Source organism: Castellaniella sp. (assembly GCF_034675905.1).
Taxonomy (GTDB): domain Bacteria; phylum Pseudomonadota; class Gammaproteobacteria; order Burkholderiales; family Burkholderiaceae_B; genus Castellaniella.
The window spans coordinates 72,685-94,800 of the sequence record NZ_JAUCCV010000002.1 but is presented as its reverse complement, the minus strand read 5'-3'; the positions used below and the strand labels follow the sequence as shown (position 1 = coordinate 94,800).

At 56.2% G+C, this 22,116-nt stretch carries 21 protein-coding genes; 1 reads left to right on the top strand and 20 read right to left on the bottom strand.

Annotated elements, in window-relative coordinates:
• Nucleotides 1–50 precede the first annotated feature (50 nt).
• The 9 genes from VDP79_RS01560 to VDP79_RS01520 all read right to left on the bottom strand — a co-directional run bounded on the left by VDP79_RS01560 (nucleotide 51) and on the right by VDP79_RS01520 (nucleotide 11,963).
• Nucleotides 51–4,118, bottom strand: a complete 4,068-nt coding sequence (locus VDP79_RS01560) for a phage tail protein (RefSeq protein ID WP_323016486.1) — start codon at nucleotides 4,116–4,118, stop codon at nucleotides 51–53.
• Nucleotides 4,119–4,124: 6 nt separating this feature from the next.
• Entirely contained in the window at nucleotides 4,125–4,688 is a 564-nt protein-coding gene (locus tag VDP79_RS01555) for a hypothetical protein (RefSeq protein ID WP_323016485.1), read from the bottom strand.
• 74 nt (nucleotides 4,689–4,762) lie between these two features.
• Nucleotides 4,763–5,521: a Mov34/MPN/PAD-1 family protein gene (locus VDP79_RS01550; protein ID WP_323016484.1), complete on the bottom strand. Its 759-nt coding sequence runs from the start codon at nucleotides 5,519–5,521 to the stop codon at nucleotides 4,763–4,765.
• Nucleotides 5,514–6,227 (bottom strand): phage minor tail protein L, encoded by a 714-nt coding sequence (locus VDP79_RS01545; RefSeq protein WP_323016483.1) that lies wholly within the window; start codon nucleotides 6,225–6,227, stop codon nucleotides 5,514–5,516. The genes VDP79_RS01550 and VDP79_RS01545 overlap by 8 nt, the downstream gene beginning before the upstream one ends.
• Nucleotides 6,224–6,562, bottom strand: a complete 339-nt coding sequence (locus tag VDP79_RS01540) for a phage tail protein (RefSeq protein WP_323016482.1) — start codon at nucleotides 6,560–6,562, stop codon at nucleotides 6,224–6,226. The genes VDP79_RS01545 and VDP79_RS01540 overlap by 4 nt, the downstream gene beginning before the upstream one ends.
• A 2-nt stretch (nucleotides 6,563–6,564) precedes the next feature.
• Complete coding sequence (locus tag VDP79_RS01535) at nucleotides 6,565–10,668, bottom strand: tape measure protein (RefSeq protein WP_323016481.1); 4,104 nt, start codon at nucleotides 10,666–10,668, stop codon at nucleotides 6,565–6,567.
• A 5-nt stretch (nucleotides 10,669–10,673) separates the two neighbouring features.
• Nucleotides 10,674–10,988, bottom strand: a complete 315-nt coding sequence (locus tag VDP79_RS01530) for a hypothetical protein (RefSeq protein WP_323016480.1) — start codon at nucleotides 10,986–10,988, stop codon at nucleotides 10,674–10,676.
• Nucleotides 10,988–11,323, bottom strand: a complete 336-nt coding sequence (locus tag VDP79_RS01525; RefSeq protein WP_323016479.1) for a hypothetical protein — start codon at nucleotides 11,321–11,323, stop codon at nucleotides 10,988–10,990. Before VDP79_RS01525 ends, VDP79_RS01530 begins: the two co-directional genes overlap by 1 nt.
• 112 nt (nucleotides 11,324–11,435) lie before the next feature.
• The gene (locus tag VDP79_RS01520; protein ID WP_323016478.1) at nucleotides 11,436–11,963 is read right to left on the bottom strand and encodes a hypothetical protein; all 528 of its coding nucleotides are present in this window, start codon (nucleotides 11,961–11,963) and stop codon (nucleotides 11,436–11,438) included.
• A 133-nt stretch (nucleotides 11,964–12,096) separates the two neighbouring features.
• On the opposite strand from VDP79_RS01520, the gene VDP79_RS01515 reads away from it, so the two are divergent.
• Nucleotides 12,097–12,483, top strand: coding sequence for a hypothetical protein (locus VDP79_RS01515; RefSeq protein WP_323016477.1), 387 nt, complete (start codon nucleotides 12,097–12,099; stop codon nucleotides 12,481–12,483).
• Here the strand turns inward: VDP79_RS01515 and VDP79_RS01510 are convergent.
• From VDP79_RS01510 to VDP79_RS01460, 11 genes are all read right to left on the bottom strand, one after another.
• The gene (locus tag VDP79_RS01510) at nucleotides 12,449–12,841 is read right to left on the bottom strand and encodes a phage tail terminator protein (RefSeq protein WP_323016476.1); all 393 of its coding nucleotides are present in this window, start codon (nucleotides 12,839–12,841) and stop codon (nucleotides 12,449–12,451) included. The genes VDP79_RS01515 and VDP79_RS01510 overlap by 35 nt on opposite strands.
• Nucleotides 12,838–13,323 carry an HK97 gp10 family phage protein gene (locus tag VDP79_RS01505; RefSeq protein ID WP_323016475.1) on the bottom strand — a complete coding sequence of 162 codons (486 nt, stop codon included), beginning with the start codon at nucleotides 13,321–13,323 and terminating at the stop codon, nucleotides 12,838–12,840. The genes VDP79_RS01510 and VDP79_RS01505 overlap by 4 nt, the downstream gene beginning before the upstream one ends.
• Nucleotides 13,316–13,678: a hypothetical protein gene (locus VDP79_RS01500; RefSeq protein ID WP_323016474.1), complete on the bottom strand. Its 363-nt coding sequence runs from the start codon at nucleotides 13,676–13,678 to the stop codon at nucleotides 13,316–13,318. Before VDP79_RS01500 ends, VDP79_RS01505 begins: the two co-directional genes overlap by 8 nt.
• On the bottom strand, nucleotides 13,678–14,457 hold the full coding sequence (locus VDP79_RS01495; RefSeq protein WP_323016473.1) for a hypothetical protein: 780 nt from the start codon (nucleotides 14,455–14,457) through the stop codon (nucleotides 13,678–13,680). The genes VDP79_RS01500 and VDP79_RS01495 overlap by 1 nt, the downstream gene beginning before the upstream one ends.
• A 1-nt stretch (nucleotide 14,458) precedes the next feature.
• Nucleotides 14,459–14,893, bottom strand: coding sequence for a hypothetical protein (locus VDP79_RS01490; protein ID WP_323016472.1), 435 nt, complete (start codon nucleotides 14,891–14,893; stop codon nucleotides 14,459–14,461).
• A gap of 77 nt (nucleotides 14,894–14,970) precedes the next feature.
• Nucleotides 14,971–15,897 carry a major capsid protein gene (locus VDP79_RS01485; protein ID WP_323016471.1) on the bottom strand — a complete coding sequence of 309 codons (927 nt, stop codon included), beginning with the start codon at nucleotides 15,895–15,897 and terminating at the stop codon, nucleotides 14,971–14,973.
• Between the two features lie 140 nt (nucleotides 15,898–16,037).
• Nucleotides 16,038–16,901, bottom strand: coding sequence for a DUF6651 domain-containing protein (locus tag VDP79_RS01480; RefSeq protein ID WP_323016470.1), 864 nt, complete (start codon nucleotides 16,899–16,901; stop codon nucleotides 16,038–16,040).
• Between the two features lie 28 nt (nucleotides 16,902–16,929).
• Nucleotides 16,930–18,621 carry a hypothetical protein gene (locus VDP79_RS01475; RefSeq protein WP_323016469.1) on the bottom strand — a complete coding sequence of 564 codons (1,692 nt, stop codon included), beginning with the start codon at nucleotides 18,619–18,621 and terminating at the stop codon, nucleotides 16,930–16,932.
• A 37-nt stretch (nucleotides 18,622–18,658) separates the two neighbouring features.
• A complete protein-coding gene (locus tag VDP79_RS01470; RefSeq protein ID WP_323016468.1) occupies nucleotides 18,659–20,380 on the bottom strand; it encodes an LAGLIDADG family homing endonuclease in 1,722 nt (573 codons plus the stop codon).
• Nucleotides 20,373–21,281: a hypothetical protein gene (locus VDP79_RS01465; RefSeq protein ID WP_323016467.1), complete on the bottom strand. Its 909-nt coding sequence runs from the start codon at nucleotides 21,279–21,281 to the stop codon at nucleotides 20,373–20,375. Before VDP79_RS01465 ends, VDP79_RS01470 begins: the two co-directional genes overlap by 8 nt.
• The gene (locus VDP79_RS01460) at nucleotides 21,244–21,873 is read right to left on the bottom strand and encodes a hypothetical protein (protein ID WP_323016466.1); all 630 of its coding nucleotides are present in this window, start codon (nucleotides 21,871–21,873) and stop codon (nucleotides 21,244–21,246) included. The genes VDP79_RS01465 and VDP79_RS01460 overlap by 38 nt, the downstream gene beginning before the upstream one ends.
• Nucleotides 21,874–22,116 lie beyond the last annotated feature (243 nt).

Below are 22,116 nucleotides of genomic sequence, written 5' to 3'. Positions count from 1 at the left end.
ACATAGATTTATGTTTTCATTTTATCGTAAGTGGTAACTAACAATCAAGCTCAGCCGATCCAGTTCAGCGCCACTGTGTCGAAGCTCCCGCGCGGGGCGTATGCGCCCGATGCTTCGTAGATGCTTTCGGCTCCAAGCTGCGCCGCAAAGAACTTTCGTTCTGTGCCGGACTGCGAAATCGTGACCAGAATTGGACCACCCTGTTTCCAGGGCGCGCGGACATCCAGACGCTCACCGACGTCGCTCGTCATCACCAGCGACTCAGACGCGTCGTTGTAGATCACCTGCAGGAATTTCCCGTCTGTCCCTGAAATTTCAATGACGGGGCGTTCAAATTCGCCTTTCGAGACAGTCTGGGGAGTCATCCAGAACGAATAGCTGAACGTAGCGGGGAATTGGATGCCATCCCATGTCACCGCGCCCTGGCCCGACTTAAGAACCAGCCCATCGCCATAGCGCCCCGTCCCGAAAGTTAGCGCCGCGCCCTGTTCAGTGGCGCCGTTCTGACCCGATACCGCGACTAGGTTGCCGTTCAGACGCCAGCCCTCAATGTCGCCCTGGCGCAGCCCCGTTTCTGTCGCGATCTGGTAGCGCCCGATGACGGAGTCAATGTCGCCGCTGGGAGCCCAGTGACGCAGCGCTTCGTTGTCATCCCAGGTGAACAGGGACGTGTCCCAGGTCATGCTGTCAGAGTCTTGGACAATCGACGAAAGCTGTGGGTAGAGCGAGTTCGCGCAGCGGTATCGGGACAGCAGGTCAACGTCGAAAAAATACTCCCCGCGCGAAACGCCGTTATCCATCATGATGTCGTTGCCAACGCGGTGCATGCCGACCATGTGACCCAGCCAGCCCATTGCCGCTTCGTCAGCGGTGAACACAATGTTGCGGTCGGGCAGCATCGCGACCTGATTTGTGATGAATGCTGCTTCGTCAGAATAAATGCCCGGGCTTGAAACCGCCTTCACCCAGAACTTGCGCAAACCAATAGACCCAGCGGGGCTAGTAAGCGTCGTCGCTTTCACTTGCGACAGCAGCGTCCCGGTCGGCCACGCATCGCCTTCCCGAACCTCGTAATAGACGACGTCGGTTTCAGGGTTCGAGTCCCAGTGGATTTCCAGGCGCGTCCCGCTCTGGATGATGTTCAGGTTCTTGACCGTCTGGGGTGCCTTCAACACCAGCTCAAAGGTGCTGACGTTGTCTGAGTAGGTTCCCTGCGCGTTGACCGATCTGATGTGGTAGTGATACGTCCCAGCTTCGCTCTGATCGTGGGTGATCATCGTGCCTTGGAAATTCTCGGTGACGATCTGTGCGCCTTCCCAGTCTGGGCCAACCCGCACTTCGTAGCCGGACACGCGAATGTCGGTTACTTCATCCCAGGTGATCACCAAGTCGTTCGTGCGTTTCTTGACTTTAAAGTTCGGGACGTCACCGGGCGCTGCGGTCTTGCCCTGTGTGGTGTAGTTCGTCAGCAAGGGCTTGGAGCGGACGCCAAAGCCGTTGATTGCGACGATGTGGAACTCATGCTGACCCGCCCGCACGTTGTCCAAGCGAATGCCTGGGTAGCCTGAGAATTCTGTCTTCCAGTTGGTTGCATATTCGCCCATGCGACGCCAGCGAATTTCGTAGCTCTGCGCGCTCGCAGAAAACCACGATAAGTCGAGCGACATGCCAACCACGCCTGGGGCGGTCTCGATGGTTAGTTCCTCCACCCGAAAGTCAGATGGCGTATTGACGCGTCTAGTGTCCAGCGTGGACACAATTGGGTCTGAAAGCGTTAGCCCTTTTTCGATGGCGTCGAACTTTGATTCGTTGTGATCAAGAACTGCGATCTCGAACTCAGACGCTGATTCACCCTGCTTGATCCCCACAATCTTTACAAGTTGAGCCTGCAGGGTTTCTTCGCTGACAACGTAGATCGCCCCACGCAGCGGCACGTCTGGCAGGTCAGACGCCCAGGTGATGCGCGTCGTCTTTCCCGGCTTGTTGTCAATGAAGCGCGTTGCGAACTCACCATCTGGCATGCGAATGGCAATTTTTGCGCTGCCGAACGACGTAATTTCTATTTCCCGATCCAGGTCAGCGACGTTCAGGGTGCAGTCGCGCAGTCGACCACCCATGGACCTGCCTGCCAGCACAGGTTCGTGGATTTCGGCGACATCGCCAGGAAGCACATTCGCTGAATCCAGACCAACCTTAAACGATGTCAGATTCGGTTCGTAGCGCTCGGTGTAAAGAATCCACTTGCCGACGCGGTATGCCTGTCCACGACTGGTGCATCCAAACGCGACGACCCCCAGTTGTCGAATCCCGAACTTTTCAATCAGCTCCCGGTCTTCAACGTATTCAATGACTTGCTTGTAGCTTTGCGCTGGGTCATTCCATGTGACGCAAACAACGCTGTGGCGATCAGCGCGGGACGAGCCAGAGCGTGTGAACTGCCCCCCGACCACGTTGGCCGGCGTGAAGCGCATAGACGGTTCGCGCGGGCGGTCCTGGGTGAACCGTGCCATACTGCCAGCCCAGTAAATCATCCCGCGCATAGCAGACGAAATGTCTGACACCAAGCGCATCGCGTCAACGCGGGAGCGAATCTGGGTGTTGATTTCAAAGCGTGGCTCCATGCCTCCACGCCCGTCAGGAACAAGCTCGTCGCAATATCGCCCGATCTGGTATAGCTCTGTCGTGTCGACCATCGCGGGCGCAATGTATTGGCCCAGACCGTAGCGCTTGTTTGTCAGAACGTCGAACAGAATCCACGCAGGATTCGAGCTGACAGCGAGTTTGTATGTGCCATCCCAAATCCCGTCGTAGGCACGCTTGACGGGGTCATAGTTCGATGGAATCTTGATGAATAGCCCGTCGACAAGATACCCACGCGTGGTGTTGGGCGCGAAGTATGAAGAGTCGACCTTCAGACCGATCAACGCTGTGTTGGGGTAGCGCAGCTTGGTGTCGACAATTTCAACGATAGAGTCCAGGTAGGTCTCGTTGTTGAGGGTGTCAGAGTTCGAGTCTGAAGTGTCGCGCACCATTCTGATGCGCCACGACAGGTTTTGGGATTCTGGTCCGTCATTGTCAAAGAACGGCTTTGGCAGCGTCAGCACATACTCTTGCTGCCAGCGCGAACTGCTCTTACGACTCGCGACACCATACGTCACGGTTTCATACGGGCCATTGCCTTCAGCAATGTCGAAGTGGAAATTTACGGTGGTCCCGTAGACGTCGCCATTTGTGGCGTCTTGGGCGCGCAGCGACGGGAACAGCACAATCACGCGAACCCGGTCAGCGTTCGGGTTCGTGACTGTTATCGTGGCGGGCTGGTTTTGCTTGACTCGCACCCCGATTCGACGCGGGGTCTCTACGCTGGCGAACCCAGGGATGATTTCCTGGTCTTGGGTTCCAAGACGTTGTTCCCACTGCACGCCCTGGTAGTTGTAGGTTCCGTCTTGGTTCTGCAGCGGGACGTCTGCGAAGAAGATGCTCTTCGCGCCATCAACCAGGCCGCCGATGGCACCTTCGCCCAGGGCGTCCAAAATCGAGACCATCTGCTTGGACGCAGCGTTGTCGGCAGAGAGTATTGGGGTTCTGCCGCCACCGCCACCTTTTCCGCCACCGCCACCGCCACCTGCGCCCTGAATGTCCTCAACAATCAATGGGTGTCGTTGACGATGCCCGCCATTGTGGACACGCACGCCGTCACAGATGAATGTGTGGTGTGGTTCAACGGTCAGGTTGTAGACGGGGTGTCTGCCCTCGAAGTTCTTCTCGATGATGGGGCGTAGGTGTCCGAGCTGGTCAACAAGGGCGTCTTCAACACCCAGCGTCCCGACCTCCACAAACGCACCGTATTGGTTTAAAACCCAGTGATTGGGCGTTAGGGAAATGTGGCCGTTCCAGTGGCGCACATGGATGACTGGCTGCGGGTCTGCGTGGTAATGAGTCTTCGTGACCTTGGCGCGATGGACGTCACCGCGCTCGTCAAACGACAGAACCGTGTCGCCCACCCTGAGCGATTCGATGGCGACGGTCTTCCCGTTCTCAATCAGAACCTGCGCGCCAGCGGGGAAGCATCCGCCACCGGAGCCTACGACGTCGTTGGGGATCAACTGTTCGCTCATGTGCGCCTACATCAACTGTTCTACAGACTGGGACGCGTGGATCGTGTTTGACCCCGCAAGCACGCGTCCATAAATCAACGCAAGCGGGTCGCCTTGGCCCACGGTGTTCATTGGGCCGTCGTAGAAATACGAGACTCGCGACTCGCCCTGTTCGCCAAGGGCTTTCGTTGTTGGGGTGTTGGTCAACATGCCGATCACCCCACCGACAACCATGCTGACGCCCATGCCGAGCATGACGCTGGCCAAAGTCGGCAACAGCTCGTATTGCTGCAACACGACGGCAGCAACCACGAGCGCTGCGCCCACCAAGATGCGCCCAACGTTCCCGGCACCTTCAATCAAAGGCACGAACCGAATCGACTTGATATTTGCGTTCATGGACAGCGTCTCTTCGCTGATTTCTTCCATGGCACCGGTTTCGTGTTCGATGACGATGTGATAGTGCGAATAGACATCGGCGTTTTCACGCACCCAAGCGTCTACCCCTGGCTTGTTCGCGTTGATCAGCTTCAGCGCGTGCGCGGGACTGTGAATGCACAGATTCCATTCGCGACCGAACTTTTCCCCCATCGCGCCTTCCAGAATGACCTTTGTGGGGGTCGGCGATGGGTTCCCGTATGCGTCAACGATTCCACCCCTTGTCTTCACATCAGCTCCTTGTGACGCGCGTGAATGACGGTGTGCTTCAGGTAGTAGCCGCCATAGACGTCGTGTTTGCTCAGTCGGTTCAGCGTGTGGTGCAGAATGCGGTCGTCGCCAACGAAGATCGCTGCGTGGTTCGGGACAAGTGACGATGGGTCTTGAATGAAAAACACATCGCCCGGTCGGGGCGTTTCGTTGATGACCCGAACGAATCCCTCGTCTCGATAGTGCGCAGCAAACAGGGTCGCCCCCGGACTGCCATCCGCCAGGGTGTAGGGGTAGTTGCGAATCTTGATCCCGTGTTCGCGGGCGAACCAGTCGATCACCAGCGTCCAACAATCGAACACGCCAGGAACGTAGGGGCGACCCGTGTAGGGCATCTTGAAACCCGATGGCTCCATATGCTTGATGGGGCCATAGTCGAACGTGTCGTCGTCGCTGCGTTTCAGCAAGCTCATGACATACCAAGGCACGCCAGAGACCTCACAGCCCACTTTGTCAGCTTCGCTGAAGTCGTGTCGCCCATTGGGATGGGTATGCCAGATGCCGACAATCTTTCCGCGATCTGCCTGCTTGGTGTATTCGATTCTGCTGATGCGAAAGAACTGGCTTGGCGTGTCGTGGGTGTTCTCGCACTGGACGATTTCGGTTTTCCCTGTGGGCAGACCCAGCACCAGCCCGCACGCTTCGTTGGGGTAGGCACAGACGCCATGCGTTCGCAGTGCGGCTGCCAAGTCGCGAAGCGTTGATTGGTCATTCATAGCGCGTAGCCCCAGGGAAGCCACCAAAGGGCAGCACAGAGTTTTGACCGAAGCGTCTGCTGCAAGACGTGAGACGCTTGCCACAGACGTCTTCTGACGCGTTGTAGACGCGTTGATCTTCAGCGTTGAAGTATGTGGTGCCGGTGTAGCCGCACTCAGCGCCTCGATAAATCCACGGACACGAGTTCTGGATAATTTGGCGAAATGGCAGCTGAACACCCTCAACGTCGAACGCAGAGGCCAATTCCCACTCGATCACCAGCTGGTTTTCACTGATCTTGCGATTGACGAAGAACATATCGTCTTCAAAGCAGTGCGCTGGATTCGCGGTTGGGTTGACGCCGTCTGGGAAGTTCACAGCGTCAAGGAATCGGGCGAAGGTGCGCTTACGAATGACTTTGGCGCCGACTAGGTCGTCCATGTCGCGCACGTCTTTGGAGAACATGCCGTCAGCGTTGGCGATGCGAATCTTGGGGCGCGGGGCGCTGCCTTGGGTGGCAATGTCGAACCCGTCGACATCAATGGGCAAGTGCGCGTATGTTTGGCCCTGCCACACCAGCGGCGCCTGCACGAAGTTTGTGCCGGCGTGGAAATACAGGATGTCGCCGCCCAGCGCAGTCGAATCAAGCACAAAAAGCTGGATGATCGCGCTAGGGGATAGCGACTGGATTTCAATCGCGACTTCTCTTGGGATGACCGAACTCATAGGTCAAACACCTCTTCAAACTCAGCGGTGATTTCGTAGACCCCGAACTCAACCTGTCGGTCTTCCCATTCGCGACAGATAAAGTTCGCGGTTCTGCCGCGCGGGTCAGTCCAGCGGAAATACTGCACACCACCGCACGCTTCCAGCACTGCAATGCGGGGCTGATGCTCGGCCCAATTTCCAGTGAACGTGACTGCCCAGGTAGCAGGGCTGGCGTTGATGCCGTCTTGGCTACGCAGCTCATACCCGTCGCCAAAGCGAACGCTGTTGATACGCGGCTTCTTCTTTTGGGGCGCGCCAAGGTTCGGGCGACCGGGGAAGACTTGAGTAGCCATGCTTATCGCCCCAGCACGCCACCGGCGCGCTTCTGTTTAACGATTTCGTCGAGGGCGATGGCGCGCATCTTGTCTGCAGCGCCTCTCCACATGCTTTCGACGTCGCCGGTCGTGGTCTTGGATTCAGACCCGTTGCTGTTCTGGGTGACGTTGATCGTGATGTTGACGGGGGTGACGTCGCCACCAGCGCCGTCCATCGTGACGGGGATGGTTCGCCCATCGGGCAGGGGAACGTAGGCTTCTGGCTTTTTGCCTTCGCCGTAGAGGGCCAGTTGCGGGGCGTTGGCAATCCCGCCGTTGGCATACTTGCGCAGCGGGACTGCACCGAACCGGGTCATGATTCCGCCATTGGCAAAGTCGCTGGTCGCCATGTAGTCGGTCGGCACGTCAATCGTGCCATTCAGGTAGTCGCCGCTAACGTCAGAGCCTGACGCTGCACCGCCACCACCCAGTAGCGCACCGCCTGCCATCTTGAGGGCTGACGCGATGATCCCGCCAGTCTCTGACCCACCTTGGGACGCAGCGAGTTGCAAGAGTGCTTGGGCTGCCAGTTGGGCTGCGCCAGCTACGGTGAGCATGGATGTCACGGTAGTGGACGACGCAGAACCCTGGGTCGCGGTATTCAGTGCGGTCTGGATGGCGTTCTTGGCGAATGCTTTGGTCGCTTCGTCTGCGCCACTCTGGGCCAGGGTTTCCATTGCTTGAGACGCCAGATTTGACGCGTTCGCGGTCGATACCAAACCCTCGGTCACCGCGCCTGCGCCAGCTGCCGCACCAGAACCGCCGATGCCTATCGAAGACAGCAGAGATTTGATGCCGTCGCCCATGCTCGAAAACATGCCTTCAAATGGCGTGGCAAGCGTCTTCTGCAGCACCATGCGGTTTAGGTCTTTCAGCCACGACACGGTCATTTCGCGCCAAGCGAACGTCCCTGTCTCGGTCACTTCTGCAATTGCGTCAATGCTCTGGTTTGCCCAACTGACCATCGTGTTGCTGGTGGTCTCAACGAAGTTGTCGCGCCAGTCATCAGCCATCTGCTGGATCGGGGCGCGCATGTCTTTTTGCAGCTGGGCAGTGCGCGCCAGAATGTATTGCGCCTTGTCAGCTTCGATTTGCTTGATCTTCTCTGACGCGTCATCCCGACCACGCACCTCGTCCATGAGCGCGGCATACTTCGCGCTCACGACTTCCATTTCGTAGTTGTATTCAGCCTGGGCTTGCGCGCGGGAGTTGCCAATCAGCCCGATCCTGATTTCGCGGGTCGAATCGCGCATCTTCAGCGCCATGTCGGTCAGGTCGCGCAGCGCAGCGTCTGACTTCAGCCCCTTGACTTCGTTCGCCAGACGAGCAAGCCCACCTTCGCCCCCGCCTTTGTTCTCCATCGCCTGGTTAAGGCGAAGAACTTGTTGCGTGATGCTGGCAAGGTTTGTGCCTGCCAGATTTGCCTTGGCGGGATCAAGCAGGGCACCAAAAAGGTTGTCGCCCGACTCGTCGAACTGTTCGCGCAGATTGCGCGCACGATCCAGAATCCCCTGAATCTTGTCTTCCAGTCGCTGAGCGTCTGTCTTGGATGCCTTCTTCTTGGGCTTTCCGCCAGTCAGGTCCATGTCTGACTGCAGCATCGTGGAGCCGTCGACCTTGCCTTGCTGATCAACGACTTTCTCGTGCAGACTTCTGCTTTGGGCGATCAGCTTATTGAGGTCTTCCTGGCTCGCATTCTTCTGTCTTGCCAGTCGCAGTTGTTCGTCAATTTCTACGCTTTGTGCCTGCAGGTAGCCAAGATGCTCTTGGTCAGCCGCGAGAATTTGCTGCCGGTCGAATTTTGTGCGTTCGGCTGAGATTTTTTCGATCTGGGCGCTGGCGTCCTTCGCGCCCTTCAGCTTGATCTGCTTAATCTTTTCTTCTTGGTCTGCGGCGTTCTTGATGATCTTGACGCGGTATTTTTCAGAGACGTCAGACAGGTTTTGGGAAATGCTGCGACTCTGTTCTGCGAGAACATTCGTGGCGTCGTTGTCGACCGCCTGCTTTCGTCCCTTCGCGATGTTGTCGCGGGCTTGCTTTAATTTTTTTTGCGCTTCGACGACGCGTTTCTCCGCCCCAGACACGGACTTATCTATGTCATCCTGCGACAGACTATACCCACCGCCTAACTGTCTGGGTTTTTCCGCCTTATTTTTCGCAACAAGCGCCAACGCTTCGTCAAGCTCTTTTTGCGCTTCCGTCGCTTCAGCAACGAACTGCGCCACCGTCTGCGATGTCGCCAGTCCAGATTCCAGCGTCTGAAGAGCTTCTTCGCGTGCCTTCTTGGCTGCGTTACCCCACTTATCCCACGCCCACACGCCCGCGATCAGGGCTGCGCTGATAACGCCGACCCAACCACCCATGAGGGACAGAACCGCGCCGCCCGCTTTCATTGCGGTCGCTTGGGCTGCAAACTTCGTTGTTGCCCAACCAGAAGCCTTAGCCAGTTTTTCTTGTGTTCGGACGTTTAGAAGGGCTTTGCCCTGGTTGTCCATGAGGGCGACGTTCAGACGCTTAGTTGCGTCGATTTGGCGACCCAGGGCTGCGCTTGCCTTCTCTGTCCCAGCGATTTGTGCCGCGCTCATGCCCGCGCCAGCAAACACGCCTGAGACCGCTGCAGACACCGGGTTCATTCTGAACTGCGATTCTGTCGCTTGGCGCGCTTGGCGACGCATTTCTGCTCGACTCGCCAATGGGATGATTGCGGTCGTGGACGCTGACGCGTTCAGCGCTGCTTTGGCTACAGCAATCTGTCGGTTGTTCTCGGTATATTGAGCCAGCAGGGCGTTCAGCTTGGTCTTGTTGTCAGAAAGCTCTTTTGCCGTCTCGATCTGTCTATCGCGTGCAGCCTTTAGCGCAAACGCTCTGCGCTGGCGCTCTTCCGACGTCTTGAATGCAACGTAGTCGCGAATTGACTTGTTTTGGATGTCAGCAATGCGCTTCTGGCGCTGACGGGAATTTTCTACATCACCCAGAACCGCAGACCGCGCGCCCCCAACGATGGTTCCTGCCAGCATCGCGCCAGAACGAAGCGATTTCAGCCCGGACCCCAGGAAGGTCATGGTTTTGGTTGCCGCGAACGCAGCGCCCAGCGCTTTGACCAAACCAATGTTGTCGACCAGCAGCTTCGCGGTCGTAGACAAGATCGTGGTCAGGGATGCCATTGCTTCGCCCAAGTCCTTAGCGAAGCGTTTCCCTTCATTGCTGCCGAGAAAATCAGTGATGTCTCCGACCTGCTTTTTGACTTCGTCGCCAAACTTGGACTTGGCCAAATCGTTGACGAGCAAATCCCAGTTTGTCTTCATCCGGGACGTCATGCCGCCCCAGGTTTTCATCATGCGTTCTGCAGCGCCTTCGTTCTCAAAGCGCATGACGGTGAACATGCGAGAAAGCGCTTCTTGCGACCGAACAGAACCCTGCGAAATCGCTTTCGTCAGCTTAGGGATGGATGCGCCGACGCCGACTGCCATGTTGTGGATAGCGTCTGGGATGGCTTCGCCCAACTGCTGGCGAAGCTCTTCCATCGAAATGACGCCTTTGCCGCCCATCTGTTGGATTGCCACGGCGGCGCGCTTGAGCGTGTCTGACGAACCACCGAAGCGGGCGTTTGCATCAACCAGGGCTTGCAGCGAACCGTTCAAGGGGTCGACGCCGCCGACCCGCAGCTTCACGAATGCATCAGACAACGACTCAATGTTGAACGGCGCGTTCTTCGCCATGTCAACGAGATACTTGATGTTGTCTGCGGCTTCGCGAGTGCGATCAGCGGCACTGGATTTCTTGCTCAGCCCCTCCAACATGACCTGAAGTCGCTCAAACTTGTTGGCGACGTTCATGATCGAGCTGGGGAGTCTTACGAAGACATCCGCGATGTCCCCGACCGTGTAGCGCAGGGCTGCAATGGTGACACTGACCTGACGAAACGATCGTGCGGCACGAGCAATGCCTGTCTCGGCCCGCTGTGCAGCAGTGACGGTGTTGGAGAAAGAGCGGGTGATCTTCTGCAGCGAGTCGTCAGCGCGCCTGATGTTGGCGCTAAACCCGCCGTCTTCAAGCAACAACTCAATGCCAATCGTCTCTTTCATGCCGCTTACCCCTGACCCATCAACTGCTTCAGCTGGGCAATGGCGTCTTTGTCCGGGATGGCAGACGCAATCGGGTCAACCGTCGTGGGCTCACCCATTTCGATGACCAGGCTGTCTTTGAACTCGTGTGCCTGCCTGCTTTGCGAAGCAAGGGCAATGTGGAATGACCGAATGTCTGTTTCTGCGCGAATTCGGTTGATGTTGTTGCTCAAGCGCCAAAAGGTTCTGATCGGGAGACTCAGCAATTCGCGATAGCTCAGTCCCCCGTAGAAGTGCAGGACTCGATCAAAATAAAAACCAAAGTCCAGGGCGCTTGGCATTACTTTTTTTCGCCACCTTCCTCGTCAGAGACCACGTTTTCGTAGTCTTCAAACTCGTCTTCGCCGCTAATGAAGCGATAGATGACGGTCAACTGGTTCAGCGACATGCCGTAGAGGGTTTCCTTGTCCAGCGATGGCACCGAGCGCAGAATCGCGTCAGCAGTCCCGATCACCTGGGAGCGAATCCCGACACCTTCCTTCTCCAGGCGCTCTGCGTCTGTCGTGGTGACGACGAAGTTTTCGACGCTCATTTCGACGACGGGGTGGACGACCCCGCGAAACTTGATCGTGCGTTCCGTGGTCGATACGATTGCGTCAATGTTCAGAACTTTCATGGAATTCCTTGGGTGTAGCGGGGGCTCAACGATGCGAGCCCCGGTTGGTCTTCTGTCGTGGGATGTCGGTCCGCAAATATTAGTTATCGGTAACTAACATTTGCGGGCAAAATTAAACCGCTGCGGGGTCGCCAAACCCCAGCAAGTGATCGTCGTTTTCGGGGTCTGGGTATGCCTTGAACTCGACGTTGAAGATGCGCTCTTCGTCAACCTTGTAGGCAAAGTTGATCTGCCCCGGGGTTGCAGCCTTGTGCAGCACAATGTCCTGTGACTTGTCGGTCACTGGCAACCCAATGGGGTGCAGAATCAATTCCTGCGCACCATCCAGCAGACTGATACCGACGCCGGTGGCGACGTCGACGCGCTTGGGGTCGGTGGGCAATGCGCCGCCAACCAGAGTGGCACCCGGCATGATCTTCACAAGGTTTTCCAGCGTCGTTTCAGCCAGCGGCACTTTCACATTGACCTTGCGACCCATGATGTATTCATTGATCGGGGTTTCGCCTGTCTGGTCGACCAGAACTTCGTGGGTGCTGGTCTCGACGGTCAGTTCGACGCCACCTTTGGTCGCGCCCAAATCGGTTCCGCCAAAGCTGATGGCGCAAACCCCCAATCTCACGTTTTTGGCATTCACAGCCATGTCGGCTCCTTGCAATATGTTGGTAAGTGGTAACTTACAAAAAATACTATCAAAAAGAAGACTTACGTTTCAAGCGTTGCGTCGCCTACAATCAAAAATCATTTTTAATGAAGCCTAACTGGGGAGACAACGGATGAAGTGGATTGCAGGAGTGGTGTTGGGATTGGCAGTTGGCGCCAGTGCTTCGGCGACAGAAATGACGCGAGAAAGGGCCTGTGAACTGGCATCGCTAGAAACGGCGGACGGAGTTCAAGACTATCTAGAGAAGGGGGTCGACGAAAGGGGGTATGCGATTAGTTTGCAGAAGAACATTTACGACGAACAAGAAAATTTTGTTCTGTCCGCCGATAACGCTATTCTTCTCGCGCACCTTGTATACGAAACGTATGGGTCATACACAAGCCCGGCGCTAACCGTCAAGTTTACGCATGACTGTAAGAAAAAAGACTGGGACTTTCGACCACTGATGACTGTGCTTGAGCGGGTCAAACAAAGTAGTGGATCAAAAAATTCAAAGTGACTTCGATGTTGTCGCCGTCAGTGATTGGGTATGAAATGGGCTCGGTCAGAGGGCGACAGCTTTTGATGAAGATGCCGTTGGTGATTGGCACATCGCCTGGGATGTCTAGCGCGTCCATGATCTGGTGTGCAAGCGCTTTTGACGCTGCGGTTTTTGCGCGCACATCTCGAATGGCGATCTGGAAGCGTGCTTGGCGCCTACCCTTGATTTCGGGGTCGATCTGCGCGCCAGAGTAGCCCTCTTTGATCAGCACGCCTGCAGTTGCTGAGGCGGGCAGGTCGTTGATGAAGAGCTTGCCCTTCAGGGCGGGGATGCGGGTGGTCAGCACCCAAGCGATTGATTCTTCCCGATCCATCATAGTTTTCCCGCTTTACGCGCGCGTTTGACCATTGCCGCGACCCGCTTTTGGATGTGGGGCTTGCGTTCGAGGTATGCGCGCTCGAAGAACTTCCCGCCCACGTTGAAGCCCGCATTGGCCTTGGCTTGCGACTTATCCCCGAGCTTAAACGCGCCTGAGCCATAGGGCGCTAAGCCCTCGTGCATCATCAGCATGTAGCGCCCTACGGTGCGCCCGATGTCTGAACCCTCGGGGGCGGGAAAGTCGGGGTCGACGTAGACGGTGACGCGCAAGCGACGGTTGATACCGCCCCGATCCTCTTCGAGCTTAATCGCTTCTTCCAGGTTACCCTTGTCGACCGGCGCATTATCACGAGCGAGCTGCTGGATGTTTTCAGATTCGTCGCGCAGCACATCAGCGACGTGTTTGACCACGCGGTCGCCCAGCTGGCTCAGTCGAATGCCAAGCCCTGCGGGGTCGCCAATGATGCGGGATTTAGCCATTATTGATGTCCGCCATGACTTCGTTGTGATCGTGGTCGCCAAACGCACCGAAGCGGGCGCGAAATCCCGTGACCTTCAGGGTGAAACCCTTCAGTTCGAGCTTGTCGCCCAGACCCACCTGCATGTTGTGCGGGACCAGCAACCATGCGTCAGAAAGCACCTCTTGGGCGTGACCGCGCGTGGCAGAGCTGTCAGCCCTGACGGTGGTGTCTTTGCTGGTCTTTTCCAACTTCAGAATTGCGCAGCGACTGTGCGCTGGTTTTCCATACATGGGGTTCGCGTATAAGTCGAATCCGATGTTTTTGGAGACCAGCAGCTTGTGAGGCATTGGGACAGCGGTGCGAATGCCAGCCATCAGCCCCTCCGAATACGAACAGTGGTGGAGGCAAGGTAGGGCTTCAGCTCGCGTGCAGCAGCAGGCGAAATGCCAAGTGACTGCATGGTGCGCTCGTCAGATGGCTTCCATGACTGAAGAAAGTTTTTCGCTTCGCCCACTGTGATCGACTGGATGCCGCGACGTCGGTAATCGACCACCGGATCGCCCCCACAGACTTCGTTCGCTTCCAGCACCTGGGCGCGGGCCAGGGTCTGCTTGAAATCGCCAGGAAGGGCGTTCCAGTCGGTCTGGCTGATGCCCTGCAGGTCGGGGATCGGTTGACGCGCCACGGGGTCACGAAACACAACGCGGGCGATCATGCGCTTGGCAAAGAGCAGGGCGCTGATACGCACGCTGCGGTCGACGTTGTTCCAGCCTTCCAGGGCGGGAATGTCATACGCGATCATGACTGCGTCGCCATACCCAACGAAGCTGTTCTCGCCCGCGACCAGGACGTGTTCTGCCTCGATGACGTATTCGATGGTTCGCACGATGTTGCCAATCGTGCTGCGCATCTTGATTTCAACCATGCGCAAGGCGCGCTTGGCATCTGCGGGCAGGGCATTGATGCTTGCAGTGGTAGTGACAGAAAAGCCGTCAGCGGTTAGGTCTGCTGGGTCGACCAGGGTCTCGGCAAGCAGCTCTGCGCCAGACTGGTCCAGCACCCGGTAAGACGCGCTATCCACCGAGTCATAGATCATCAATTGGGCGAAATCGACCGCAAAGAAAATGTCCTGACCCGCTGGATAGGCGTCCATCTTAGTTCACCTTGGCGTCTTGAGCTTGCAGGATTTCGTCAATCAACCCAGCGATAGAGGCGTTCTTGACGTTGAACTCGTTGCCGACCTTGCGCAGCGCATTGATCCCGCCCTTGTCAGCCAGTTCTTCCAGGTTTTCGCGGGTGTATTGCTTGACGGTCGCGACAGGCGTATTCGCGACAGGTGCAGCTTTTGGCTGCGTTCTTGCGGGTTGCAGCGGCGCGGGCTGCGAGACCGCTGTGTTCCAGACCGCGCGTTCTTGATCAAATGCGCTAACCGGCTGCCCAGTTTCAGCGTCAGCCACTCTGACCAGGGACGCCAGCAACACAGCTTCCTTGTGGTTCACGTCGTCATCACTTACGGCGTCGGTGAAAAACGTAATCCCCAGCAAGCCAGAGAAGTTTTCGTAGCCGCGCTCAATAATTTTCAGTTTCATGTCGTGCCTTTGAAATGAAAGCGGGGTATGGCGCAAACCATACCCCGACGCCACATTAGTAAGTGGTAACTTACAAATTAGACGTTAACGATGCCCTTCAGACGGGCGATGGAGCGCGTGGACTTCAGCGCCATACCGGCATACCACTTCACACGAATGCGGGTGGCGTCCTTGTTCTGCACGGTGCCGATGTTTTCCACACGCATGCCAGCGGCAGAGCCGCCATACAGACCGTGGAGGCCATCAGCTTCATTCACGCGCAGGGCGTAGATGGAGCAGGTGTTAGTGGCGGAGCCTTGGACTTCGTCCTTCGGCAGAAAGTCGTTGGCGATGATGGGGACGCCATTGTGAGTCAGCATCGGGCGACCGAATGCTTCGACCATCAGGTCAGCGGCGGTGTTGCCGCCAGCGGCACGCATCAGAGTGCGGAAAGCCCGCATCGTGCCTTTACGCATCATCAGCACATTGGCGCCTTGCGGGACGGTATCCAGCAGTTCGTCCAGAATGGACAGCGTCATCGGAGCGCCGTTGACGCCAGCACTGATCGTTTGATCCAGATTGGCGTCGGCATTTTCGGTCAGACGAGTCAGGCCGTCGAATTCCTTGGCGTTGGTTGCGGAGTCGCCGTTGATCACCGCATCGCGGAAAATCTTGGCCACACGCTTCGCCTTCTGGGACACCTGGGTCGCCAGTTGGTTGTTCGTGTCGGACTCGGTTTCGTCCAGGAACTTGTCGACGTCAACGTCGCCAGCCAGAATGCGCAGACGAGTCGTGACTTCTTTGAACTTCGCAGCACCTTCAACGATGGTGTCGTTGGGGTCGACGAACTGCGGGTCTTGGCCTTCGGTGGCTTCGACTTCGCGGTTGTAGACGTAGGCTTTGGAATTGACCTTGACGAACGGCAGAATGCGAAACAGGTCGTCGCTGTAGAAAACTTCTTCGATCAGACCCGACAGCAGCGTGTTGTTAGACAGCTTGTCGGCTTCGACTTTGAGCAATGGCATATTAGCTCCTTGGAATTTGCTCGTTAATCGGTTTCGATCAACTCACTCAATTCCCTTAGAGCAAGATGCACGCTTGAAATATAACATAATTCGGCGAATTTTGTTAGTAAGCGGTAACCAACAAAATTCGCCGAAATGTTTTACTGCTTCAGAAAAGCATCAAGCCCCTGCTGAACCTTCTCGATAGCGGAAAGTTCTTTAGCGGGCGCGACCGGCTTCTTCGTTTTTGGAGCGGTGCGTGATCCAGCGCCATCCTTCATTTTGGAATAGCGCAGCGAATCGCGGTCGGGGTCAGCGTCGACGATGGCTTCCAGCGCGGCGTCAAAGTCCAGGGGGTTCCCAGAACTATCGACCAGCATCGTGCGCTCAGCTGCACCAGCGGGCTTGTCGTAGCCCACAACCTTGCCGTCAACGAATTCAAAATGCGAACCGAACACCACGCGGGCTTTCGATACCGGCATCGGGATTTCGTCACTGACGAACTTCGACTGTGAGAACGCGGAGCCAACAGTCAGGTCGGCGATCTGTTTTTGCAGCGCTTCGTTCTGCGTCTTTTTGCTCGCCAGATCAGCAGACAGCGTTTCACGCTCTTTGTTGAATCCGTCGACCATTTGACCCTTCAGGCGCTCCCACTCGCCCTTTTCTTCGAGCTTGCGGGTTTCAGCGTCTTGGCGCTCCTGCAGAATCTTGCGCACCGCGTTGGCGTCAATGCCGTCGAATTCCTTTTTCAGCGTAGCCAGCTCGGTGGTAAGACGTTCGTTTTCACGCTTCTTCGCCATGACGTCTTTCAGCAGCTTCGCTTCTTCGTCGGTGGGCTTGTGCTTGCCTGCGTCGGGGTCGATCTGCTTCTTGTCGCTTGGGTCGTCGTCTGGCTTTTGTCCGTCGTCAGGGTCGGCTTTCGACGCCGGGTCATCGGCGCCTGTGTGCGTGGTGGCGTCGCCGCCGTCAGTGCCTTCGCAGAGACGATGCAGTCTCAGATGGCGCTTAAGTTGCAGAAGGTTCATGCGTTTTCCCTTTCTCTTGGGTGGTTAGTTAAGTGGACTGCTTGACTGCTTTGTTTGCCGCGCTGTTTGCTGCAGCTTTCTTGAAGTCGTTTTGTGGCTGTGAACTTCCAGAGGGTGTCTCCACTGGCTCGGGGGGCCATGCCTTCAGTTCGGTCTTCATTGCCGCGAGCAACTTGTCAGATAGCTGCGGGAACAGTTTGTCGATCAGGGTGATCATTTGCTGGCGACGCACGGTGTCGGGGGCGCCGATCAAGCTCAGGTTGCTGGCGATATTGAATTCGTCGCGCAGCCCGCGCACATCGAAGTTGTCTGGATAAGAGACATAGCGCTTACCCTCGACGAGGTCGACGCCAGACCAGCGGGCGACAAACTTCACCAGCTTGGCCTCGACCAATTCCAGGGAGTCCGCTTTGGCGGCAAGCATGGAGTTCACGCGCTCGAAGTCATACGCCTTGGCGACGCCGGAGCTGTTGTCAATGCCCTGGCTGTTGTCGTCCTTGGTGCGTTCGCCAGACAACCCGGTGGTGTGATAAATCTCAGCGACGATCTTGTTGACTGCGGCAAGAATCAGCTCTGCCTGCTTAACGTCGGGGCTGATGAATTCGGGTTTTCCACCCGCATCCGCATTGAAGGTGAAGATGCGACTGGTTCCCAGCGCGATCATCTTCTTTTCTAGCGGCTCGTCTTCTTCGACGCCATCACTGTCGGGGATGCCGCCAGCGGGGATCACAAGCTGGCTGAACGTCTGATCCTGGATGATGGCGTCCAGGTTCGACAGGTAGTTGGCGACTGCGCGGTCAAGGTATGCCACGTCGTCGATCATGGACGGCGACCAGTAGAGTTCGTCAGAAATCACATGGTCTGCAGCAAACACCGGGACCGCACCGAATCCGTGCGCGATGGGATCGCCAACATGCACGCGAATCTCGCCTGCAGAGACCGCGCCAGGGTCAATCGTTCCAACGTCGCCAATCTTGCCCGCAGCAATGGCGTTCGTTGCGGCACGCACCCCCGCAGCAGCTTGCTGCCCAGACATAACGGTAAAGACCGTTGACTGGTTGCGCTCCCACAAGCGAAAGCGGTCAATCATCGCGCCCGTGGAGTTCATCGGGTCAGCGTCGTCACGCACCTGTTCATGGATCAGAATCCAGATCAGTTCACCGCTGTCGTCATAGCTCATGTCGATTGCGTTTTCGGGGTCGACGACATACGCGTAGACGCGCGTGTTCGACGCCTTTTCGTCAGCAATCGTGGTGATGGACGCACCCTTGTTCGTGTCCACGACAATCCAATGACGTCCCTTACGTGACGTCTTGTTGGATATTTGTTTCATCAGGTCGCGAATGTTTTTGCCATCCAGCGTTGCGTTTTCCCAGAACCGCAAAATATGCTCGGGGGCGTCTGTCGCGCGCTCGATAGGCATCTTGAACAGATACTTGTCGACTAGGTCGACGACTTCACGGGTATGGTTGAAGCGATAGGCGCGCTTGATGCGTGCTTGGAACTCTTTGTTGCCTTCCTTGTAATACTGGAAGATATTGTTCGAGTTGAACCAGTCGCGACCGCCGCTGTAGGTCTGTTCCAGAAAATCCCAGTGGTCAGCGAGACGCACATAGTCTGGATGGCGGCGACCGATCAGCACAGAAAGTTGGTTCTGTGTGTAGGTCTGCTGCGCGGTGGGTTTGTCCACCGCTTTGGTCTTCAGGCGGTTTTTTGCCATATCGTAATTGTAAGTAAGTGGTAACTAACAATCAAGCTCAAATTGAAACCCCAGCGAGTTCAATTTTCTTGATCGGGAACTGGTATTGAATGCAGTAGCCCAGGGCGTCAGCGCTGTGTTCGACACCTGCGTCTTTATCGACATCGCGCGATCCGCGCTTATAGATCGTTTGCTCCAACGATTCGATCAGGTGCTTGCACTTGGGGTCGACGCGTAGACGAATTCTGCCGTCCGCTGACTTCAGCATTCTGTTGACTGAGTTCACGCGGTCAGCGATAGCGGGGTGCTTGCGGTGATACTTCTGACGCTTGAACCCCTTCTCTTTGAAAATGTCCAAGTCAGTTTCGCCCCGCGCGTGCTGTCGGTATTGGCCTGCAGGATCGGGGAAAAGAACACACTGCTTCACATACCGCCAGTAGCGTTTTTCCAACTCTTCGGTAGTTTCTTCTGTGTTTGATCCTTGCAGAACCACTTCGTCGATGACGTGAACGGAGCCGTCTTCCTGGGGCTGCATGATGACGCTGGACATGGGGTCGATGTTGAAGTCCTGACCGATCCAGATTGGCTTAGTGGGATCGAAAGCCATTGGTGCAACGTGCAAGTTTCTGTCGAACGCATGGTAGACGCGACCAGACATTGCTTCAAAGCTCGCTTCAAACTCTTGGCGATAGGACTTTTCGTCCATATCGCGTTTGGCTTCTTCGATTTCTTGGCGCGGGATAAATGGAGAACACGACGTCGGGAACTGCCAACTGATCCAGCGCCCGCGACTGATGTTTTCCTCTTTTTGCCCGAGAACGTATAGCTCGTAAAGAAAATTGAAGGCTTTTGGGGTGTTGTGACTGATGAAGCCGTTGCTCCAAAAGCTGTGGGTGTCTGGAATCGTGAAGTCGAACGTCTCTGCCCTTGAGTCTTCGACTGATTCGACTTTGTCCCAGAAATACCACTCGTTTCGCAGACGTTTCAGGGCTTGATAGCCCATTGTCGGTTCGGCAAACGAACACTCTTCGAGAATGGCGTCAACCTTTTCATAGGTGATGACGCTGCCATTCCTAGCGGTTTGAATTGCGGAGTCAAGGTGGCGCAACTTGACACCCTTGTAGACGCTCTTGATACTTTCCAGGTGCGACAGCGCGTGTGGAATGCCGTCGCGACGAGAAAAAATCCCGCCTAGGTCCATCGCGTCGAGAGCGATTCTTTTTCTGGTGATGCGCGGACGAACCAGCGCTCGAAGGATGGCGACGTTCTTCCCTAACAGTTCAACGCGATACTGAACAGACGACACGCGAACCTTCTTTGTGGGCCGCGACTCAACCGAAGTAAGACTGGCGACAATGCCAAGATTCGTCAAAAGGAGCTGAATGTCTTTCGCCAGTCGCTCAGACGCGGTGGTGAAGCCAACCTTATTGCGTCCGTTCGTCAGAACATAGCCGTCACCATCTAGCATCCCAGCAAGAAGCTCACACGCCCACTCTTTCTTGCCGCGCCACACCCACTCTGGAATCCACTTTGCTGGCGCCTTCACGAGTGGCATCTTCAGATACCGGAATAGCTCCATCAGCTCATACGAGCAAACGCGCCATGTGGACGCATCACAGTTTGGTTTTTTCGATTCTTTGAACGTTAGGCCAAGAATTTTTCCACTATTGAGTATTTCGCCAACGTTGTCGCCGCATGTGATTGAGATTCGCCCGATTTTTTCCTCGAACGAACCTTCCGCGATCCACAGACCCATGAAATACGCGATGTCGTTAGTCATTCGCATTGTTCTGCAACCTCACAATCTGCTTTCCGCGCTTGCCTTCGTATTGGTGCGCCCACAACGCGGCGTGTTCGTCGTAGTTCGCCAAAGGATCTTCGTCACCCCACACGTCCATGCCGCGCGCGATTGCGACCCTGTCGCCGACGCAGATTTGGTCGCTTCGCTTCCACATGGGGTTGCCGCTTTCTGACTGGACAAGAATTGGGTGCGGGTGCGACGCTTCAAGCTCGAATCCCTTGCCGGTCTTGATTCGCTTGGTATCGACGACGCCGTTATTCCAAAAGCCGTCTGCTTTGTGGAACGATCTGTTAATTCCGTATAGGTCTAAGTCGATTGGCTCAAGCGTTTTCGGGTCTTTTGTTTTCGATAGGCTTTCGATAGTCGCCAGACCGTTCTTCTTCAAAACCCTTGTATTGCCCTTGACGCAGCCGATAAACAGGGCGTGCCCACCCGTGCTGGCCAGAGTAGGGCGCAACACCTTGGTCCACGCGTCTGGATCAATGTCCTGGACCTCGTCCATAACCAGGTAGTGGACGCCCACGCCGCGCAACGTGTCTGGGTTGTCGGCGCCCTTCAGTTCGATTCGCGTGCCATTGATCAACTTGATCGTCAAAGACGTCTCGTTGATCTTCACAATCCATTTGCGCGGCAACGCGGCTAAAATCATGGGCCACATGATTTGCTTGGCCATGCGATAGGATGGCGCGACATACCAGATCAAGCGGTTTTTGACCCGCGAGTAGCGAATCATCATCACAGCGGCGAGGGCGCTTTTTCCGAAACGGCGCCCAGCGACGACGACTTTGAAGCGCGACTTCGCCTTGTAGACCTCCATCTGCTTTTCATGCAGAAAAAGCTCGTTAATCGCTGCCATCGCCGCCTTCTTCGACCCTGTCATCGAAATCTTCCGGGTCTTTGTCGTCGAGCAGGTCTTCGTCGCCCAGCTTGATGTCAGGGACGCCCAGCCCATCTGCAGCTTCGAGCGCGGCTTTGCGCTGCATTTCTTGAATGTCTTTGACCGTCAGTTCCTTCACGACCAACTCTGGCGGCGTCTTGTCGCCGTCGTCTTCGTCAGCGCGAATGCCCAGCAGTGTGTAGCGTTCGTCCCGCAGTGTTTTAAGTGCGTCTGCTGCGGTCTTCAGGGTCTTGACGTTGTGATACGCGGTCGCGATTGGCTTTTCGTTCTTGCGGGCTTCCGCGATTTCGTTCCAGATCAGCTTTGCCAGACCGGAAGCCATTTTGTAGTGGTCTTCTTTGGTCTCGACGACGCGCTTGGCGATTTCTTCAGCTTCTGACGCGATGCGCTGTTGGATGGCTTCTTGGACAACTTCCTTGCGCTCTTCGACCGCTTGGCCTTTTTTGACGCCCTCTCTGGACATCAGGCTCTTGATGGTGGAAATATCTTTGCCGTATTTCTTGGCAAGTTCAAGAAGCGTTGCTTCACCGGCAGCCCAAAGCGCAACCGCTTCAGCCCGCTCAGTGGTCGTCATGTGACGACCCTTTACACGGGGTTTACGACCGGGGGTTTTGCGTTTGCTGGGCGACTTAGTCATTCGCGCCGCCAGCGCTCATTCGAGCAAAAAAAAATGGGTCGACTACGGGCGGAGCCGACCCAACCCTTCTGGAGGTTTATGTCACGAGCGGGTGACAAAGACAGTATCCCACAAAAAACAAATGTTCGTAAGTGGTAACTAACGATTTTAAGAAAAAAAAATCCCCGCAGCTTTCCCGCC

What these genes read in the sequence shown, in the direction of transcription:
- VDP79_RS01560 (WP_323016486.1), bottom strand. Translation starts at nt 4,118, where the DNA reads ATGAGCGAACAGTTGATCCCCAACGACGTCGTAGGCTCCGGTGGCGGA.
- VDP79_RS01555 (WP_323016485.1), bottom strand. Translation starts at nt 4,688, where the DNA reads ATGGGGGAAAAGTTCGGTCGCGAATGGAATCTGTGCATTCACAGTCCC.
- VDP79_RS01550 (WP_323016484.1), bottom strand. Translation starts at nt 5,521, where the DNA reads ATGAATGACCAATCAACGCTTCGCGACTTGGCAGCCGCACTGCGAACG.
- VDP79_RS01545 (WP_323016483.1), bottom strand. Translation starts at nt 6,227, where the DNA reads ATGAGTTCGGTCATCCCAAGAGAAGTCGCGATTGAAATCCAGTCGCTA.
- VDP79_RS01540 (WP_323016482.1), bottom strand. Translation starts at nt 6,562, where the DNA reads ATGGCTACTCAAGTCTTCCCCGGTCGCCCGAACCTTGGCGCGCCCCAA.
- VDP79_RS01535 (WP_323016481.1), bottom strand. Translation starts at nt 10,668, where the DNA reads ATGAAAGAGACGATTGGCATTGAGTTGTTGCTTGAAGACGGCGGGTTT.
- VDP79_RS01530 (WP_323016480.1), bottom strand. Translation starts at nt 10,988, where the DNA reads ATGCCAAGCGCCCTGGACTTTGGTTTTTATTTTGATCGAGTCCTGCAC.
- VDP79_RS01525 (WP_323016479.1), bottom strand. Translation starts at nt 11,323, where the DNA reads ATGAAAGTTCTGAACATTGACGCAATCGTATCGACCACGGAACGCACG.
- VDP79_RS01520 (WP_323016478.1), bottom strand. Translation starts at nt 11,963, where the DNA reads ATGGCTGTGAATGCCAAAAACGTGAGATTGGGGGTTTGCGCCATCAGC.
- VDP79_RS01515 (WP_323016477.1), top strand. Translation starts at nt 12,097, where the DNA reads ATGAAGTGGATTGCAGGAGTGGTGTTGGGATTGGCAGTTGGCGCCAGT.
- VDP79_RS01510 (WP_323016476.1), bottom strand. Translation starts at nt 12,841, where the DNA reads ATGATGGATCGGGAAGAATCAATCGCTTGGGTGCTGACCACCCGCATC.
- VDP79_RS01505 (WP_323016475.1), bottom strand. Translation starts at nt 13,323, where the DNA reads ATGGCTAAATCCCGCATCATTGGCGACCCCGCAGGGCTTGGCATTCGA.
- VDP79_RS01500 (WP_323016474.1), bottom strand. Translation starts at nt 13,678, where the DNA reads ATGGCTGGCATTCGCACCGCTGTCCCAATGCCTCACAAGCTGCTGGTC.
- VDP79_RS01495 (WP_323016473.1), bottom strand. Translation starts at nt 14,457, where the DNA reads ATGGACGCCTATCCAGCGGGTCAGGACATTTTCTTTGCGGTCGATTTC.
- VDP79_RS01490 (WP_323016472.1), bottom strand. Translation starts at nt 14,893, where the DNA reads ATGAAACTGAAAATTATTGAGCGCGGCTACGAAAACTTCTCTGGCTTG.
- VDP79_RS01485 (WP_323016471.1), bottom strand. Translation starts at nt 15,897, where the DNA reads ATGCCATTGCTCAAAGTCGAAGCCGACAAGCTGTCTAACAACACGCTG.
- VDP79_RS01480 (WP_323016470.1), bottom strand. Translation starts at nt 16,901, where the DNA reads ATGAACCTTCTGCAACTTAAGCGCCATCTGAGACTGCATCGTCTCTGC.
- VDP79_RS01475 (WP_323016469.1), bottom strand. Translation starts at nt 18,621, where the DNA reads ATGGCAAAAAACCGCCTGAAGACCAAAGCGGTGGACAAACCCACCGCG.
- VDP79_RS01470 (WP_323016468.1), bottom strand. Translation starts at nt 20,380, where the DNA reads ATGACTAACGACATCGCGTATTTCATGGGTCTGTGGATCGCGGAAGGT.
- VDP79_RS01465 (WP_323016467.1), bottom strand. Translation starts at nt 21,281, where the DNA reads ATGACAGGGTCGAAGAAGGCGGCGATGGCAGCGATTAACGAGCTTTTT.
- VDP79_RS01460 (WP_323016466.1), bottom strand. Translation starts at nt 21,873, where the DNA reads ATGACGACCACTGAGCGGGCTGAAGCGGTTGCGCTTTGGGCTGCCGGT.